General features: G+C 68.5%; 14 protein-coding genes. 4 read left to right on the forward strand and 10 right to left on the reverse strand.

Features of this window, described 5'->3' with window-relative positions; translation table 11 throughout:
- Window positions 1–95 precede the first annotated feature (95 nt).
- The 3 genes from recX (at window position 96) to AB0C30_RS22515 (ending at window position 4,711) form a co-directional block, all read left to right on the forward strand.
- The gene (recX, locus tag AB0C30_RS22505) at window positions 96–857 is read left to right on the forward strand and encodes a recombination regulator RecX (protein WP_357947007.1); all 762 of its coding nucleotides are present in this window, start codon (window positions 96–98) and stop codon (window positions 855–857) included.
- A 534-nt stretch (window positions 858–1,391) separates the two neighbouring features.
- A complete protein-coding gene (gene rny / locus AB0C30_RS22510) occupies window positions 1,392–3,008 on the forward strand; it encodes a ribonuclease Y (protein ID WP_357947010.1) in 1,617 nt (538 codons plus the stop codon).
- 791 nt (window positions 3,009–3,799) lie between these two features.
- Complete coding sequence (locus tag AB0C30_RS22515; RefSeq protein WP_357947013.1) at window positions 3,800–4,711, forward strand: hypothetical protein; 912 nt, start codon at window positions 3,800–3,802, stop codon at window positions 4,709–4,711.
- Between the two features lie 18 nt (window positions 4,712–4,729).
- On the opposite strand, the gene AB0C30_RS22520 is transcribed toward AB0C30_RS22515, so the two are convergent.
- The 10 genes from AB0C30_RS22520 to AB0C30_RS22565 form a co-directional block, all read right to left on the reverse strand.
- Window positions 4,730–5,692, reverse strand: coding sequence for an ABC transporter permease (locus AB0C30_RS22520; RefSeq protein ID WP_357947015.1), 963 nt, complete (start codon window positions 5,690–5,692; stop codon window positions 4,730–4,732).
- A complete protein-coding gene (locus AB0C30_RS22525; protein ID WP_357947018.1) occupies window positions 5,692–6,660 on the reverse strand; it encodes an ABC transporter permease in 969 nt (322 codons plus the stop codon). The genes AB0C30_RS22520 and AB0C30_RS22525 overlap by 1 nt, the downstream gene beginning before the upstream one ends.
- Entirely contained in the window at window positions 6,657–7,673 is a 1,017-nt protein-coding gene (locus AB0C30_RS22530) for a dipeptide ABC transporter ATP-binding protein (protein ID WP_357947021.1), read from the reverse strand. Before AB0C30_RS22530 ends, AB0C30_RS22525 begins: the two co-directional genes overlap by 4 nt.
- Window positions 7,673–8,695 carry an ABC transporter ATP-binding protein gene (locus AB0C30_RS22535; protein WP_357947024.1) on the reverse strand — a complete coding sequence of 341 codons (1,023 nt, stop codon included), beginning with the start codon at window positions 8,693–8,695 and terminating at the stop codon, window positions 7,673–7,675. The genes AB0C30_RS22530 and AB0C30_RS22535 overlap by 1 nt, the downstream gene beginning before the upstream one ends.
- 48 nt (window positions 8,696–8,743) lie before the next feature.
- Window positions 8,744–10,570: an ABC transporter substrate-binding protein gene (locus AB0C30_RS22540; protein ID WP_357947027.1), complete on the reverse strand. Its 1,827-nt coding sequence runs from the start codon at window positions 10,568–10,570 to the stop codon at window positions 8,744–8,746.
- Window positions 10,571–10,780: 210 nt separating this feature from the next.
- Entirely contained in the window at window positions 10,781–12,625 is a 1,845-nt protein-coding gene (locus tag AB0C30_RS22545) for a prolyl oligopeptidase family serine peptidase (RefSeq protein WP_357947031.1), read from the reverse strand.
- 139 nt (window positions 12,626–12,764) lie between these two features.
- A complete protein-coding gene (locus AB0C30_RS22550) occupies window positions 12,765–13,664 on the reverse strand; it encodes an amino acid ABC transporter permease (protein ID WP_357947034.1) in 900 nt (299 codons plus the stop codon).
- Complete coding sequence (locus tag AB0C30_RS22555) at window positions 13,661–14,332, reverse strand: amino acid ABC transporter permease (protein WP_357947036.1); 672 nt, start codon at window positions 14,330–14,332, stop codon at window positions 13,661–13,663. The genes AB0C30_RS22550 and AB0C30_RS22555 overlap by 4 nt, the downstream gene beginning before the upstream one ends.
- Before the next feature lie 61 nt (window positions 14,333–14,393).
- Complete coding sequence (locus tag AB0C30_RS22560; protein ID WP_357947038.1) at window positions 14,394–15,251, reverse strand: glutamate ABC transporter substrate-binding protein; 858 nt, start codon at window positions 15,249–15,251, stop codon at window positions 14,394–14,396.
- Window positions 15,252–15,286: 35 nt separating this feature from the next.
- Window positions 15,287–16,042, reverse strand: coding sequence for an amino acid ABC transporter ATP-binding protein (locus tag AB0C30_RS22565; protein WP_357947041.1), 756 nt, complete (start codon window positions 16,040–16,042; stop codon window positions 15,287–15,289).
- Between the two features lie 134 nt (window positions 16,043–16,176).
- Between AB0C30_RS22565 and miaB the strand changes: the two genes are divergently transcribed.
- Complete coding sequence (gene miaB, locus AB0C30_RS22570; RefSeq protein WP_357947044.1) at window positions 16,177–17,664, forward strand: tRNA (N6-isopentenyl adenosine(37)-C2)-methylthiotransferase MiaB; 1,488 nt, start codon at window positions 16,177–16,179, stop codon at window positions 17,662–17,664.
- Window positions 17,665–17,742: the final 78 nt, after the last annotated feature.

Below are 17,742 nucleotides of genomic sequence, written 5' to 3' on the forward strand. Positions count from 1 at the left end.
CCGCAGGCAATGCGTCTCCCCGAGGTCAGGACGTGCCTTCGCCTGCCCAAGGCACTTCATCGTCCACCGCGGACAACCCCTCTCTCCGAGGCGATATGCCGTTCTCCCAGGACGGGTTGTCGTCCGGTACGGGCACCGACAGCGGTCAGTTCGAGGGCGCTTCCTATACCGGTGGCCAGGCCGAGGATGATCCGTACCAGGATGATCCGTACCAGGGTGGCCGACGTGGGGAGAGGCGCTCCGGTAGAGGACGGCGATCAGGTGGGCGGGGTGGGAAGGGGGCACGTTCGGCGGGCTCTCGGGGGCGTGGCGGGTGGCTTCCCGACGGGCCCGATGAGGGGTCGGCCGCCGGGGCCGCTCCCAACGCCGACCCTGAGTCGGTGGCTCGGGCCATCTGCCTCCGTCTGCTCACGATGGCTCCCAAGACGCGAGCCCAACTGGCTGAGGCACTCCGTAAGCGTGACGTGCCGGATGAAGCCGCGGAGGCGGTCCTCGATCGCTTCTCCGAGCTGGGCCTGATCAACGACGAGGCATTCGCCGAAGCCTGGGTCGACTCCCGCCACCACGGTCGTGGACTCGCCAAACGCGCTCTGGCCGCGGAGCTTCGCCACCGCGGCGTCGACTCCGAGACCGTCAACGAGGCCGTGGACCGCCTCGAGCCCGACCAGGAGCTCGAAACGGCACGCCGCCTCGTCGAACGCAAGCTGTCCTCCACTCGCGGCCTGGACCCTCAGGTCCGTACTCGCCGCCTCGCCGGGATGCTGGCCAGAAAGGGGTACGCCCCGGGACTGGCCTTCCGCGTCATCCGCGAGGCACTGGAGACAGAGGGCGTCGAAATCGAGGACGACTTCTCCTGACCTCCACACGGCCCCCGCCCCCACCGGATCACCTCCCTCACACACACGTTCCACACCGGGGTGCGGACTGTCCGAGGGGTGCCCGGCTCTTCGGGTGAGGTGTTTGGGTCCTGCCGGCAGCGGAGGCGGGCCTCTTTGGTCGGGCTCGAGGTTTGGGGGTAGGGCGTGCGTAGTTGCGTGTGGAGCGGCATTTCGGGGCAGAAGCGGGAAATCTGCCTCAATGAAGAGATGCAAGCCCTTAAGACACGCTTGATGACTCGTTTGCTTGCTCGTGACTTGTTCGACGCATAACCTCGACGGCAGTGAGGAGTTACTCCGCGCAGTGCGGATTGCCATACCGGTGATTGACGGACGAACGAGCTCGGTGGATCGAGGCAGGCGAGGTGTCGGCTACCCCAGTCGACGCCCGGTCAGTCTTGGTTGGATATCGGTCGTGGTGAAGATGCCGATTGGGCGATCAGCGCCGCGCATGTGACCCCTCCCGTTTTGAGGGCGCGTTACGAGTCTTGACGACGCGAGGAGGGCGGGGAGCACATGGGGCCGCTTGTCGTGGTGCTGTCGGTGGCGGTGCTCCTGCTGGCGTTCGGGATGATCGCCGCGTTGCTCATCGTCGTCCGCCGCACATCGGGCAGCGGTTCGCGAGTGCTCAAGCCGAGCCCCGAGCAGCTGCAGGCCGTACACGAGGAGCTTGAGCTGGCTCGTGAAGAGGCCGGGGCGATCCGGGGCAAGGCCGAGTCCGATGCCGAGGAGATCCTGCGCAGGTCGGCGGCCGCCGCCGAGAGCGCGGCGCAGTTGCGGCGCGAGGTCGAGGAGGAGGGGCGGATACTCAAGGCCGAGCTCAAGGAGCTCCGGGCCGACCTCGAACGCAGGGAAGGGCGGCTGGCCGAGCGCGAGCAGCGGCTCGATGAGGAGGCCAGGCGGCAGGCCGAACGTGATCGCAAGCTGGGCGAGACCGAGGTCGAGCTGGCCGACAGGCGCGCGGAGCTGCTGCAGGTCGAGGACGAGCGGCGGGCGATCCTCGAGCGCGTCGCCGGGCTCACCGGAGAGCAGGCCAAGAGCGAGCTGGTACGCGAGATCGAGAACCAGGCCAAACGCGAGGCCGCGCTGATCGTCAGGGAGATCGAGGGCGATGCGCGCAAGGAGGGCGAGAAGCGCGCTACCAAGATCGTGACGCTGGCCGTGCAGCGGATGGCGGCCGAGCAGACGGCCGAGTCCGTGGTGAGCGTGCTGCACCTGCCCGGCGACGAGATGAAGGGCCGGATCATCGGGCGTGAGGGGCGCAACATCCGGGCGTTCGAGTCGACGACCGGCGTGAACCTGATCATCGACGACACACCGGAAGCGGTGTTGCTGTCGTGTTTTGACCCGGTACGCCGGGAAACTGCCCGGCTCACACTGGAGAAACTGGTACTCGACGGCCGCATTCACCCCCAGCGCATCGAGGAGGCGCACGAGCGCAGTCGTGCGGAGGTGCAGGACCTCTGCGCGCGGGCGGGAGAGGACGCGCTGGTCGAACTGGGCATCACGGACATGCACCCCGAGCTGACGCTGCTCCTCGGCCAGCTCCGATACCGCACCTCCTACGGGCAGAACGTCCTCAAACACCTCATCGAGTCCGCGCACATCGCCGGAATCATGGCCGCCGAGCTCAAGATGGACCAGTCGCTGATGAAGCGCTGCGCCCTCCTGCACGACATCGGCAAGGCGCTTACGCACGAGGTCGAGGGCAGCCACGCGCTGATCGGGGCGGAGATCGCCCGCCGATACGGCGAGCAGGAGGACGTGGTGCACGCCATCGAGGCGCACCACAACGAGGTCGAGGTCCGCACGGTCGAGGCCGTGCTCACGCAGGCGGCCGACGCGATCAGCGGCAGCCGTCCGGGCGCGCGACGGGAATCGTTGGAGGCGTACGTCAAGCGGCTGGAGCGGCTGGAGGAGATCGCGCAGTCGTACGACGGGGTGGAGAAGGTGTTCGCCATGCAGGCGGGCCGGGAGATCCGGGTGATGGTGAAGCCGGACGCGATCGACGACATCCAGGCGCAGGTGATCGCGCGGGATGTGGCCAAGCAGGTCGAGGAGGAACTGACCTATCCGGGGCAGATCCGCATCACCGTCGTCCGGGAGTCGCGAGCGACCGAGTTCGCGCGCTGAGGTTCGCGATCAGTGCATTCAGTGCATTCCGTGCTTTGCGCGCTGAAAGTCACGATCAGTTTTCTGTACGGCGTGGGGTGGGGGACGACCTGTCTGCCCAACCTGGCGTTTAGAGGCTCTTTTGGGAACCCCCTCGGGCCGATCGCCGCACTGCGTGCCGTTGGCCCGCTGGGCTCGCCGTAGATCGATGCAGGCCAGTGTGGATATGACCCGCCTCCGGTGGGGGCTCAGGCTCCGGGATGGCCGTGATCACCTTGTGCGGGTGGCTGGTGGGTGCCGTGCGGCCCGCCTTCCCGTCCGCCGTCCCCAAGGCGAGCGGTGGGCGCCGACGCGCGCCGTGGCGGTCGAGGACGCCCACGGGCTTCTGGGACTCTCGGCCCTCATCGAGGGTGGACCTGAGTTCTGGGGCTGGTCGCGCGATCCGAGCGGGGTCGTGGAGGCCGCCGTGATTGACCATGCTTCATTAAACAGAGTATGGTTGCCGGGCGCGTCAGAGAGATCCACATTGGCGCTGATCGTGATACTCGCGTCCACGGCCTCCGACCAGGGCACAGGGGACGAGCCACAGCACGTCCAGGTGCGCGACTGTTGCGGCAGTGCTCGGCGCCAGCCGCGAGGTCGCTTGCGCCCGATCCGCACGACCTGCCAGATCGGACGGTAGCCGGCTCGTACGCGAGCCACGGAAGAAGCAGATCACGCGCGCCGGCGGGAGCGCCGGACGCCATCACGAGCCGTACAGATGCCTTGGCGGTCGCGTGCGCGCGTGACGTTGACATACAGGGAGACCGACCATGAACACCATCAGAAAGACCGTCTTAGCCCTGGCCGTGACGGCCGTGCTCGGCGGCTGCGGGGGCAACGCCGAGCCGGCTGGGAAGAGCGCTTCACCTCCCTCGAAATCGGCCGCGACGGCACAGGAGAAGAGGCGCCAGTTCGAATCCGCCAAGGCGGACTGCATGAAGCAGAGGGGCTTCAAATACATCGCCTACGTGCCGCAGGAAGATCCCGACACCGACGAGGCGCGCAAGCGCAAAGCTGGTGACTATGAGGCGTTGAGGGCTCAGCGGGCGAAGTACGGCTTCGGGGTCTTCTCGTTATACGTCCACCCGAAGGGCCCAGACGCTCCCGACGGCATGCCCGACCTCTCAGGGGCCGACCCCAACGGCAAAATCTGGACGAAGCTCTCCCCGGCTCAGAACAAGAGCTACTGGAAGACCGTGGGCGACTGCGTCGTCGTCGCGGCCAAGCAGGCCCTCGGCAAGAAGGTGAGTTCCGAGATGGATCTGTACGAACAGGCCGAAGCCGTCTCGAACAGGGCGGTTGAGCGCGAGATCGACGGCGACGCCGAACTGGTCAAGCTGGCATCGAGCATGGCCACGTGCCTGACGGGCAAGGGATACAAGGTCTCCGACACCAGGCCGTCGCAACTGTCGCAGCGCGGCCGCCTCGCCTTCCTCGATCAGGAGGACGAGGTCGGCCGCAAGCAGCGCGAGGACGTTCCCGACGTACCGTCGCCTCCCAAGAAGGGCGAGGTCAAGCGGAGCTTCGGAGCCACGCTCACGCCCGCCCAGGCCCAGCCGTACCTGGCCAAGGAGGTCAAGGCCGCGCTGGACGATCTGGAGTGCGGCAAGGACTTCTATCGGGTCTACACCCCCAAGTCGGAGGCCATCTATCAGAAGGTCGACCAGGAATTCGGCAGCTGACGCGGCCACGCGTCGGGTTCAGGCCAGGCGGATGCGAGGGTCCAGGAGGCCGTAGGTGATGTCCACCAGGAGGTTGGCCACGACGACGGCCGTGGTGGCGAGGACGACGACGCCCATGATGACCGGGAGGTCGCCGCTGACGAACGCCTGTACCACCGCCTGCCCGATGCCGCCGAGGCCGAAGACCGATTCCGTCACCACCACCCCGCCGATCAGCGTGCCCACGTCGACGCCGAGTTGCGTCACCACCGGCGTCAGGGCGGCGCGTAAGCCGTGCCGGTAGATGACCCGGCCCTCGGGGACGCCCTTGGCGCGGGCCGTGCGGATGTAGTCCTCGCCGAGGATGTCCAGCATCGAACCGCGCGTCAGCCGTACGTAGGAGGCCGCCTGGACCATGGCGAGCGTGATCCAGGGCAGGATCAGGTGGCGGGCCCATTCACCGGGGCTGTCGGTGAGCGGCACGTACGAGTCCGGCGGCAGCAGCGGCGCCCCGGCCATGGAGAGCTGGAAGAACAGGAAGTACAACAGCAGCAGGCCGACCACGAAGGTGGGCATGGACACGGCGGCCAGGGCCAGGAACGTCACGACGCGGTCCAGCAGGGAGCGTGCCCGGGTGGCGCTGATGACTCCGGCGCCCACGCCGATGACCACCCAGAGGATCGCGCCGCCGATCACGAGCGAGGCCGTGGGCGGGAAGTCCTGGGAGAGGAGCTTGCCGATGGAATCGCCGGAGAAGTACGACTGGCCGAGGTCGCCGTGGATGAGGCGGTTCAGGTAGTCGAGGTACTGGACGAGGATCGGGCGGTCCAGGCCGAGGTTGTGGCGGATGAGCTCCACCTGCTCGGGGGTGGCCTGGCGACCGGCCAGCGTCCTGGCGGGGTCGCTGGGGGCGACGAAGAACAGCAGGAACGTGCCCAGCGTGACGAGCCATAGGACGAGCACGCCCAGCAGCGCCCGACGGAGGAGGAAACGACGGAGCATCAGGCCCCCTTGCGGCGAGATCGAGAGCGACGGCGACGGCGGCTGAACAGGCGTTCCATGCGCGGGTCGATGGCGTCCCTGATGCCGTCGCCGACCAGGTTGAAGGCGAGCGTGGTGAGCAGCAGGGTGGCCGCGGGGAAGCCCAGGTACCAGTAGGCGACCCGGTAGAAGCCCTGCGCCTCGCTGAGCAGGTTGCCCCAGGAGGGAGTGGGCGGCACGATGCCGAGTCCGAGGAACGACAGCGTCGACTCGAAGACGATGGCTGCCGGCACGAGCAGCGTGGTCAGGACGATGACCGGGGCGAGCAGGTTCGGCAGGATGTCGACGAACATGATCCGGAGATCGCCGCAGCCGATGGACCGGGCGGCCTCGACGTACTCGCGCTCCTTGAGCGAGAGCGTCTGGCCGCGTACGACTCGCGCGATGGCCGCCCACGAGTAGAAGGCGATCACCCCGATCGTCGCGGTCAGCGACGGCCCGGCGATCGAGACGACCGCGATGGCGAAGATCAGGTACGGGAACGACAGCACCACGTCCATGAGCCGCGACAGCACGGTGTCGATGACGCCGCCGTAGTAGCCGGCCAGCAGGCCGACGACGACGCCGACCAGCGCCGCCAGCCCGGTGGCGACCACGCCGACCAGCAGCGAGACCCGCGCCCCGTACAGAACCCTGATGAACAGGTCGCGGCCGAGCCGGTCGGTGCCGAACCAGAACGTGCCGTTCGGCGCGATCGGCAGCCCCTGCGCGGTGATGCCGGTGTCGCGGAACTGCTCGTCCGGGTCGTGGCCGTTCCAGGCGGCGATGAGTGGGGCCGCCAGCGCCAGCAGGCAGAGCAGGACCACGATCAGGCCGGAGACCAGCGCGACCTTGTCGGTCCTGATCCTGGCCCAGGCGAGCTGCCACGGGCTGCGGCCGGCGATCGTCCGGTCGCTGACCGCGTCCGGTCTGATCTCGGTGAGCGTCATGCGGGCCGCCCCCCAAAACGGGAATCGGAAGTGGTCAGGTCCTCGCCCGTCTCGACGGGGAAGTGGCAGGCCACCAGGTGGTCCCGGAGCGCCAGCGGCGGTTCCTCCGCGGAGCAGCGGTCCCGCGCCTTCGGGCACCGGGGATGGAAGCGGCAGCCCGGCGGCGGGTCGATCGGCGAGGGGACGTCGCCCGTGAGGATGATGCGCCGCCGCCGTTCGGCCTCGTCCGGGTCGGCCACCGCCGTGGCGGAAAGGAGGGCGTTCGTGTAGGGATGCCGGGGATGTTCGTGCAGCTCGTCGGCCCCCGCGAGTTCGACGATCTTGCCCAGGTACATGACCGCGATCCGGTCGCTGATGTGCCGCACCACCGACAGGTCGTGCGCGATGAACAGGTACGTCAGCCCGAAGTCGTCCTGCAGATCCTTCAGCAGGTTGAGGATCTGCGCCTGGATGGAGACGTCCAGCGCGGACACCGGCTCGTCGCAGATGATCAGCCGGGGCCGCAGCGCGAGCGCCCTGGCCACCCCGATCCGCTGCCGCTGCCCGCCGGAGAACTCCGCCGGGAACCGGTTGTAGTGCTCGGGATTGAGCCCCACCCGTTCCATCAGCTCCTGGACGGTACGGCGCAGCTCGGCGCCGCGGCTCACCCGGTGGACCACGAGCGGGTCGGCGATGATCGAGCCGACGCGGCGGCGCGGGTTCAGCGAGCCGTAGGGGTCCTGGAAGATGACCTGGATGTCGCGCCGGTAGGCCCGCATCCTGGCCCTGGGCAGGTTCGTGATGTCGTCGCCGTCGAAGCGGACCCGGCCCGAGGTGATGGGATGCAGGCCCGCGACGCAGCGGGCGAGCGTCGACTTACCGCAGCCGGTCTCGCCGACCAGCCCGAGCGTCTCGCCCGGCGACAGGTCGAAGCTCACCCCGTCGACCGCCCGCACCTGCCCGATCGTGTGCTTGACCAGCAGGCCGGTGGTGATGGGGAAGTGCTTGACGACGTTCTCGACTTCGAGGAGCATCAGACCTCCTTCGCGTGCCGGCGCAGCGCGTCGGCCTCCGGGCCGAGCCCGACCGCCTCGTGGGGCAGCCAGCAGGCCGAGGCGTGCCCGCCGCCGCCCGTGACCCTGGCCAGCGGCGGCCGCTCGGCCGCGCAGACCGGCATGGCGTACGGGCAGCGCGGGTGGAAGGCGCAGCCCGAGGGGAGGTCGATCAGCGACGGCGGGGAGCCGGGGATGGGCCGCAGCCGGTCGCCCCGGGTCCCGGTGCTGCCCGGGATCGACTCCAGCAGGCCCTTGGTGTAGGGGTGGTGCGGGCGGTAGTAGAGGGTACGCCGGTCGGCTCGCTCGGCCACCAGGCCCGCGTACATGACCAGAACCTCGTCGGCGATGCCCGCCACGACGCCGAGATCATGGGTGATGAGGATGAGCGCGATGTCGAACTCGGCCTGGACCCGGCCGATGAGCTCGAGGATCTGCGCCTGGACGGTCGCGTCGAGCGCGGTGGTCGGCTCGTCCGCGACGATGAGCTTCGGGTTCAGCGCCAGTGACATGGCGATCATCGCCCGCTGTCGCATGCCGCCGGAGAACTGGTGCGGGTAGTCGTCCACCCGCCGGTCCGGCCGGGGGATGCCGACCAGGCCGAGTAGCTCGATCGCGCGCTTGCGGGCCTCGGCGCGACTGGTGGCGGGCCGGTGGACGTGGAAGAGCTCCTCGATCTGCCGGCCGACCTTGTAGAGCGGGTGCAGGCTGGTCAGTGGGTCCTGGAAGACGACGCTGATCTCCGCCCCGCGGATGCGGCGTAGCTGCTCGCGGTCCAGTTCGAGCAGGTCCACCCCTTCGAACAGGGCGGTGCCGGATATGTCGGCTCCGGGGGAGAGGCCGAGGATGGCCTGGGTGCTCACGGTCTTGCCGCTTCCGGACTCGCCGACGATCGCCAGCGTCCGGCCGCGGTCGACGGTGAACGACAGTCCCCGCACCGCCTGGACCAGGCCGTCGGAGGTGGGGAAGGCCACCTTCAGGTCCGTCACCTCTAACAGGCTCATGTTCCTCCCTCACAGCGCCCCGCGGGAGTGCCGCGGGGCGCCGCACCGTCATGGCGAGTTGGGGTCAAGCCAGAGGTTGGTGATGTCGTAGAGCTGGAACGCGGGAAGGTACAGCGCGTTGCGCACCCGCTTGCTCTTGTAGATCGGCGTGTTCTGGTTGTTGAACGGCACGATCACCGCGTCGGCCATCACCGTCTGGTCGACCTGGTGCCAGAGCCCGGCCGCCTTGGTCGCGTCGGGCTCGGCCAGCGCCTGCTTGATGAGGGCGTCCACCTTGGGGTTGCTGTAGCAGCCGTAGTTGCTCGTGCCCGGGGTGCAGTTGGTCTGGAACAGCGGCTGGGAGACGGCGCGGCCGTTGTTGCCGTACCAGTCGGGCACCCAGCCGGGCGCCGAGATGTCCCACTTGCTGTCCTTGGCGATGGTCGGGTTCTGCAGGAACGCGCCGTAGTAGTCGCCCTGTCGTACGGGCAGGCCCTTGACGGCGATCCCGCACTTCTGCAGGTCGGCCGAGTAGGACTGGAAGTTGGCCGGGTGGTTGCCCGCGTTGCGGAAGGCGCCGATGAGGGTCATCCCGTTCGGGTAGCCCGCCTCGGCGAGCAGCTGCTTGCACTTGGCCGGGTCGCCCTGGTCGCCGGGCGTCGGGTACGGGTTGTACTCCTGGTAGCCGATGTTGCCCGGTGGGATGGCCGTGTGCAGCGGGGTCGCCACGTCGGCACCGCCGTAGATCTTGGCGATGGCCACCTTGTTGATCGCGTACTCGATGGCCTGGCGGACCTTGACCTTGCCCATGGCGCCGTTCTCGTTCTTGCTCTGCTGGTTGAAGACGAGATACGGGTTCGTCACGGCGCCCGGGAAGATCTTGAAGTCGGGGTCGCCGCTCTTCAGCCGCGGGATCTGGGCGGTCGGCACCGGCAGGTCCCAGGACAGGTCCGCGCTGCCCGCCTCGATCTGCTGCTGCACCGCGTCGGGCTCGGTGACGCCCATCTTGACATCGACGGCGTTGACGTACTGGTGCCTGATCGGGTCGGCCGCCTGTGTCCAGGCGGGGTTCCGCTCCAGCCTGATCGACTTGGTCGCCACGTACTGGGTGATCTTGTACGGGCCGTCGGAGATCACGTGCTGGCGGAAGGTGGCGTCGTCCGGGACGTACTGGTCGTACTCCTGGGGCGCGGCCGAGGAGAAGTTGAGTGACAGGATGTTGAGGAAGTCGCCCGCCGGCTGGACCAGCGTGAACACGATCGTCTTGTCATCCTTGGCCTGAACGCCGGCGATGTCGTGCGAGTTCTGGAAGGCGGCCAGCGCCGCCGCCGTGGGCTTGGCCTTCTCGAACGCCTTGCCGTAGGCCGCGCAGTAGGCGGCCATGCCCTTGATCGTGCTGGTGTAGTAGCCGGGCGCGCCCGCTCCGGCCACCGGGTTGCAGAGCCGCTTGAAGCCCCGGACGAAGTCGCCCGCGGTCACCGCCCGCGGCGGCTGGGTGTCCCACTGGACGCCGTCCCGCAGCTTGATCGTGTACGTGAGGTGGTCGGCGCTGAGGCCGCCGTTGGCGGTCGTCGGCAGCTCGGTGGCGACGTCGGGGACGACGGCGAAGCCCTTGGTGGTGTCGCCCTCCTTGGCCACGCCGTTCAGGTTGAACAGCTGGCGCGCGTAACCGCGCATGATGCCGTTGGTGACCGTGTAGTAGGCGCTGGTGGGATCGAGGTGGTCGACGTCGCCACCGCCCACCAGCCTGATCGTGCCGCCCGACAAGGGCTTGCCGGTGTCCTGGGCCGCTGTCGGCGGTGCCGAGCCGTTCGTACCGGTGTCCGTGGCGCAGGCGGCGGCGAGCAGACTTGCCGCGGCCACCACGGCGATGCTGAGATGGCGCAAGCTGGCCATCTGGCCCTCCCTCGTGCCGAGATGGGGATGTATGGCTGGCCAGTGGGGCGCGCTTCGTGGCCGCGAGGCGCGCCCTACGTGCTGCTCCTTCGAGCAATCCACTTGGGGAGGGCGGTGTCGAGGACGGTTATTCAACCGTTGGCGAGTAGCGACCGCCGAGTGATACCGGTTCTGTCCAAGAACCGTGATTGATGGCGACGAAAGCGAGAATCAGCTGAAAATCTGCTGGTAGAACGCCAGCTCCGCGGCCAGGGCGGTGGCCCGCGTCTCGGTGCGGCGGAAACCGTGCGACTCGCCCTCGAACGCCAGATAGGTGCACGGGACGCCGCGCTCGGCCAGCGCGTCGGCGAAGGCCGCCGACTGCTCGGGCGGCACCACGGGATCGTCGAGCCCCTGAAGCAGCAGCATCGGGCAGGAGACGCCGTCGACCAGCGCCAGCGGCTCGCGCTCGGCGTAGAGCCGCGGGTCCTCCGGGCCGACCAGCCACTCCACGTAACGCGACTCGAAATCATGGGTGTGGGCATGGAGCGGGGCCAGCGCGCTGACGCCGTAGTAGGACACGCCCCCCGCGAACACCTCCGAACGGCAGCAGGCCGCCATCACGGTCCAGCCGCCCGCGCTGCCGCCGCGCACCGCGATGCGCCCGGGATCGGCCAGCCCCTCGGCCACCAGCCATTCGGCGGCCGCGATCGTGTCCTCGACGTCGACGACGCCCCACTGCCCCTTCAGCCGATCGCGGTAGGCCCGGCCGTAGCCACTGGACCCGCCGTAGTTGACGTCGAGCACGCCGATGCCGCGCGAGGTGAGGTACGCCTTCTCCAGGTCGAGCGCCGTGCCCTCGTGCGCCGTCGGACCACCGTGCACGAACAGCACGTACGGGGGAGCGTCCGCCGAGTCCTCGGCGGCCGGGTTGGACGGCGGATAGAGGAAGCCGTGCACCCGGTGCCCCATCTCCACCGGCCGGGGTGTGGGCAGGCAGGCGAGGTCGGGCAGCTCGTCGAGGTCGCGCCTGAGGGTCTCGGCCTGGCCGGAGACGGTGTCGACGCGGATGAGCGACTTCGGGAGCGCGGCACCGTACGCGATGCCGGTCACGTGGGTGCCGTCGGTGGCCAGCGCCGGATCCCACCCGTCGCCCGGCAGATCGAGGTCGGTGAGCCGGCCCGTCTCGGGGTCGAGGATGCCGAGCCGCAGGTCACCGCGCCCGTGCAGCACCACGAGCCGTCCGTCGCCGAGCACGGCGTAGGGCAGGCCGCCCAGCGTCCACGGCGGCCAGGCGAACTCCTCCTCCAGGGGATGGAGCGGCTGCGGCGAGAGGTCGTGGAGGCCGGCCTGGTAGAGGTTCCACCAGCCGGAGCGGTCGGAGATCAGGTAGAGGTGGCCGTCGTCCTTCCAGCTGGGCGCGAGCACGGACTCGGACGGGCCGCCGCCCACGATCCACGATGTGCCGTCGGACAGGCGGGTGACGCGGAGCTCGGTGCCGGTCCATGGCATGCGCGGATGGTTCCAGGTGATGTAGGCGAGATGCCGTCCATCGGGGGAGATGGCGGGGGAGGCATAGAAGTCGCCGCCGGTGACCCATTCGCACGTCTCACCGCCGCCGACCGGGACCGAGACGACGGCCCTGGTCGTCTTCCCGTCGTCGGTGTGCCGCTCGCGTACGCACCAGACCTGGTCGTCACGGACCAGCAGGTCGGCGTAGCGGTCACCGTCAGGGGTGAGCGGGACGGGCTCGACAGCGCGGTCGGGGCGGTCAGCCTGGTTGGTGAGCAGGTAGAGGCGCTGGTCGGCGAGGCAGGCGAAGATCACATCGCCCTCGGGGGTGACCGCGTAGGGCCGCCCGCCGTACTCGTGCACGCGGGTGCGGGCGCTCCACGGCTCGGGCAGCAGCTCGCGGCAGGTGCCGTCGGCGGCGCGGTGCATGATCGTGGTGCGTCCGCCCTCGTCAGGGCGGTCCTCCGTCCACCACACCTGGCCGTCGAGCGCGGTCGGCCAGCCGAGCCGTCGGCCGGACCGGGCGACGTCGGTGGTCGAGATGGGGGAGCGCCAGAAGGGCATAGACGCATCCTGCCGGAAGATCGGCAAGAGTGCGGGGTGATCACCTCACTCCGGTGACCACCCCGCTTCGATCACCGTAGCCCGGTGACCACCCCACTCCTGTCATCGGCAATGCGCGATGATCGCTTGATGACGTGGGCTACTGCGTCATGACGCTGCCGCCCATATCCGGCTGCCCCGGGGGCAGCGGCACCGCGCTCGGCGGCTCGAGCGGCCCGGCCGTGGTCTTGCGGCTGCGGCGGCTGCGCTTCTCCAGCCACGTGGCGAACGCGCTGAGCGCCATGGCCATGATGATGTAGATGACGCCGATGACGATCGCTGACACCAGCTTCGTGCCGGGGTAGACCGACGGAAGGGTCTTGAAGCCCATGTTCAGGAGGTCGACATAGACGATGAAGTAGCCCAGCGCGGTGTCCTTGAGCAGGACCACGAGCTGGCTGACCACCGCGGGCATCATCACCGTGAGGCCCTGCGGCAGCAGGATCAACCGCATCACGCCGCCCTTGCGCAGCCCGATCGCGTACGCCGCCTCCGACTGGCCCTTCGGGATCGAGTTGATGCCCGCCCTGACCACCTCGGCCAGCACCGAGCCGTTGTAGAGGGTGAGCCCGAGCACGATCGCGAACAGCGCGTAGTCCCCGCCGCCGAACAGGTCGGGCGACAGGAACCAGATGAAGAAGATCAGCAGGAGCAGCGGGATCGCCCGGAAGAGCTCCACGATCCAGGCGGCGGGAATCCTGATCCACCGGTGGTCGGAGAGCCTGGCGATGCCGAAGACCGCACCGAACAGCAGCGCGAAGACCGCGCCCAGCGCAGCGGCCGTGAGCGTGCCCACCAGCCCGGGCAGGATGAAGTCCACCCAGACGGTCTCGGTGGTGAACGGCTCCCAGAGCTTGCCGTCGAACTGGCCCTTCTCATTGAACTTCAGCACCACCCAGCCGAGCACCGCCAGCAGGGCAAGCCCGGAGATCCCGGTGATCAGGTGGTTGCGCACCCGGCCGCGCGGGCCGGGAGCGTCGAAGAGGACGGACGTGCTCATCGGGCCACCGCCAATCTCCTGGCCAGCCAGCCGGTGTACCAGCCGATCGGCAGGATGAGTATCAGGAACGACAGCACGATGCCGATGAAGATGGGGATCGAGACGCCGGTGGTGTCGAACGTCTCCCTCATCGTGGCGGCGACGTCCACGGTGTAGCCCGCGGCCGCCACCACAGTCGTGTTCTTGATCATGGCGATCAGGACGCTTCCGAGCGGGGCGATGACCGCCCGGAAGGCCTGCGGGAAGATGACGAGCGTGATCGACTGGCTGAAGGTGAGCCCGATCGCGCGGGCCGCCTCCGCCTGCCCCATGGGCACGGTGTTGATGCCCGACCGCAGCGCCTCGCAGACGAACGCCGCCGTGTAGGCCGACATGCCCAGCACGGCCAGCCAGAACGAGTTCGTCAGCGGCACCTCGGTGGAGAAGATCAGCCCGAGGGTGTCGCTGAGCCCGAGGTAGCAGAAAGCCAGCACCAGCGTCAGCGGGGTGTTGCGCACCACATTGACGTACGCCGTGCCCGCGGCCCGCAGGACCGGGGTGGGCGAGACCCGCATGGCGGCCAGGATCGTGCCGACGATCAGCGAGAACACCGCGATGATCAGCGAGAGCTTAATGTTGTTCAGGAATCCTACGCCCAGGTCGGGCGCGTACTGAATCAGTTCGTCCATCGTGCTCCACCAGAGAGAATGGCGGCGGCGGCCGGGTCACCGGCCGCCGCGGGCTTGAGGATCAGGCGCAACCCTCGGCCGGTGGGGCCTCCTTGGGCAGGTCCAGGCCGGTCTTGCCGAACCACTTCGTGAGCAGCTGGGTGGCCGTGCCGTCCTGCCACATCTTGGCGACGGCCTTGTTGACGGCCTCGCAGGTCGTCTTGTCGCCCTTCTTCAGGCCGATGCCGTACTTCTCATCCGTGAACGGGTCGTTCAGCAGCTTGTACTTGCCCGGGTCCTGGCTGGCGAAGCCGGCGAGGATCAGGTTGTCGGTGGTGACCGCGTCCAGGTTGCCACCACTGAGCTTCTGCACGCACTCGGAGTAGTTGCTGGCACCGACGAGCTTGGCGGGCAGGTTGAGCTTGCCGTCCGGCGGCGGGTCGGTGATCCGCTTGTAGGAGTTGGAGCCCTGCGCCTGGCAGATCCGCTTGTCCTTGAGGTCCGTCGCCTTGGTGATGTCCGCGGCGTCGGCACGGACCATGGTGTCCTGGTGGACGACGACGTACGGGCCGCCGAAGGTGACCTTCGGCTTGCGCGCGTCGGTGATGGAGTAAGTGGCGAAGATGATGTCCACGGTGCCGTTGGCGAGCAGCGCCTCGCGGTTGGACGAGGGCGACTCCTTCCACGTGATCTTCACATCCTGGCCGCCGGCCAGCTCCTTCACGATGTACTTGGCGACGTCCACGTCGAAGCCCTCAGGGTCACCGCCACCCTTTTTCAGGCCCAGGCTCGGCTGGTCCCATTTGGTGCCAACGGTGATCTCCTTGGCTCCCTTGAGCTTGTCCACGACGTTGGTGTAGCTGCCGCCACCGCCACACGCGGCAAGACCGACCGCCATGGCCGTGACGGCGAACACGGCCCCAGTTCGACGCATCTGCATAGTGGTTACCTCAATCTTCCTGCTGCGGACTGGGATCAATGCGTGAGGATCTTCGAAAGGAAGTCCTTGGCCCGGTCTGTCTGGGCGTTGGTGAAGAACTCGTCGGGGGTGTTCTCTTCGACGATCTGGCCCTCGGCCATGAACACCACCCGGTTCGCGGCTCTTCTCGCGAACCCCATCTCATGCGTGACGACCATCATCGTCATCCCGTCGCGAGCCAGCCCGATCATGACGTCGAGCACCTCCTGGACCATCTCCGGGTCCAGCGCCGACGTCGGCTCGTCGAACAGGATCATCTTCGGGTCCATGGCCAGCGCCCTGGCGATGGCGACGCGCTGCTGCTGCCCGCCGGAGAGCTGCGCCGGGTATTTGTCTGCCTGCGCGGCGATGCCCACCCGTTCGAGCAGCTCCATGGCGCGCGTCTCGGCGGCGTCGCGGGCCTTCTTGCGCACCTTGATCGGCCCCAGCGTGACGTTCTCGCGAATCGTCTTGTGGGCGAACAGGTTGAACGACTGGAAGACCATGCCCACTTCGGAGCGGAGCTTGGCCAGTGCCTTGCCCTCTTCCGGCAGCGGCTGACCGTCGAAGATGATCTGCCCGCCGTCGATGGTCTCCAGCCGGTTGACGGCCCGGCACAGGGTGGACTTGCCGCCACCCGAAGGGCCGATCACGACCAGGACCTCGCCACGGGAAACGGTCAGGTTGATGTCCTTCAGGACGTGCAGAGCCCCGAAGTGCTTGTTGACGTGCTCCAACTTTACAAGTGGAGTGACGTCCCCGTTCTCCGTCATGTGCAAAACCTAGGGGCCATTAGGACGCTGGTCACTAACCGAGCGGTACCGATCCGATCACATCATGCCATCAAGCTGGTGTTTTAGATCCTACGACCGCCGCAAGCCGGACAAGGACTACCCTTGGACGTGCGATGACTGTGACCCAGGAGAGCCCCCGCACCTATGAAGTGCGCACATACGGGTGCCAGATGAACGTGCACGACTCCGAACGCCTTTCCGGCCTGCTGGAGGACGCCGGCTACGTGGCCGCGGCCGAGGGCGATACCGCCGACGTCGTGGTGTTCAACACGTGCGCCGTACGCGAGAACGCCGACAACCGCCTCTACGGCAACCTCGGCCACCTGCGACCGGCCAAGGTGAGCAACCCCCGGATGCAGATCGCCGTGGGCGGCTGCCTGGCCCAGAAGGACCAGGGCGAGATCGTCCGTAAGGCGCCGTGGGTCGACGTGGTGTTCGGCACCCACAACATCGGGGCGCTGCCGGTGCTGCTGGAGCGGGCCCGCATCCAGGGCGAGGCGCAGGTCGAGCTCAAGGAGTCGCTCGAGGTCTTCCCCTCGACGCTGCCCACCAAGCGGGAGTCCGCCTACGCCGCCTGGGTCGCGATCTCGGTCGGGTGCAACAACACCTGCACGTTCTGCATCGTGCCGTCGCTGCGGGGCAAGGAGAAGGACCGGCGTCCCGGCGACGTTCTCGCCGAAGTCCAGACATTGGTGGATCAGGGCGTTCTCGAGGTCACGCTGCTCGGCCAGAACGTCAACACCTACGGCGTCGAGTTCGGCGACCGGCTGGCGTTCGGCAAGCTCCTGCGCGCCTGCGGCGGCATCGACGGGCTGGAGCGGGTCCGCTTCACCTCGCCGCACCCGGCCGCCTTCACCGACGACGTGATCGCCGCCATGGCCGAGACGCCCAACGTCATGCACCAGCTCCACATGCCGCTGCAGTCGGGCTCCTCGCGCCTGCTGAAGGCGATGCGCCGCTCCTACCGGGCCGAGCGCTACCTCGGCATCATCGAGCGGGTCCGCGCGGCCATGCCCGACGCGGCCATCTCCACCGACATCATCGTCGGCTTCCCCGGCGAGACGGAGGAGGACTTCCAGGCCACCCTCGACGTCGTACGCGAGAGCCGCTTCGCCAACGCCTTCACCTTCCAGTACTCCATCCGCCCCGGCACGCCCGCGGCCACCATGGACGACCAGATCCCCAAGGCGGTCGTCCAGGAGCGTTACGAGCGCCTGGTCGCCCTGCAGGAGGAGATCTCCTGGGCGGAGAACCGCAAGCAGGTGGGACGGACGCTGGAGGTCCTGGTCGCCGAGGGCGAGGGCCGCAAGGACGACGCCACGCGGCGGCTGTCCGGCCGCGCCGCCGACAACCGCCTGGTGCACTTCGCGGTCGGCGACCACACGCCGCGGCCGGGTGACATGGTCACGGTCGAGGTCACGTACGCGGCTCCGCACCACCTGGTGGCCGACGGGCCGGTTTCCGTCCGCCGTACCCGGGCGGGCGACGCCTGGGAGGCACGGCAGGGCGCCCCGGCTCCGGCCAAGGGCGTCTCGCTCGGCATGCCCACCATCGGCCGGCCGCCGGCCGTGCCCGCGGCTGGGGCGTGCTCGGCTTCCTAGAGCTTCCCGGCGCGGTGACCACAAGGGTCCCCGGGCGGTCCGTCACACGTCCGTCTCGATCCGGCATCCCCGCAGGGT

This window comes from Nonomuraea sp. NPDC048901 (assembly GCF_040649695.1).
GTDB lineage: Bacteria > Actinomycetota > Actinomycetes > Streptosporangiales > Streptosporangiaceae > Nonomuraea.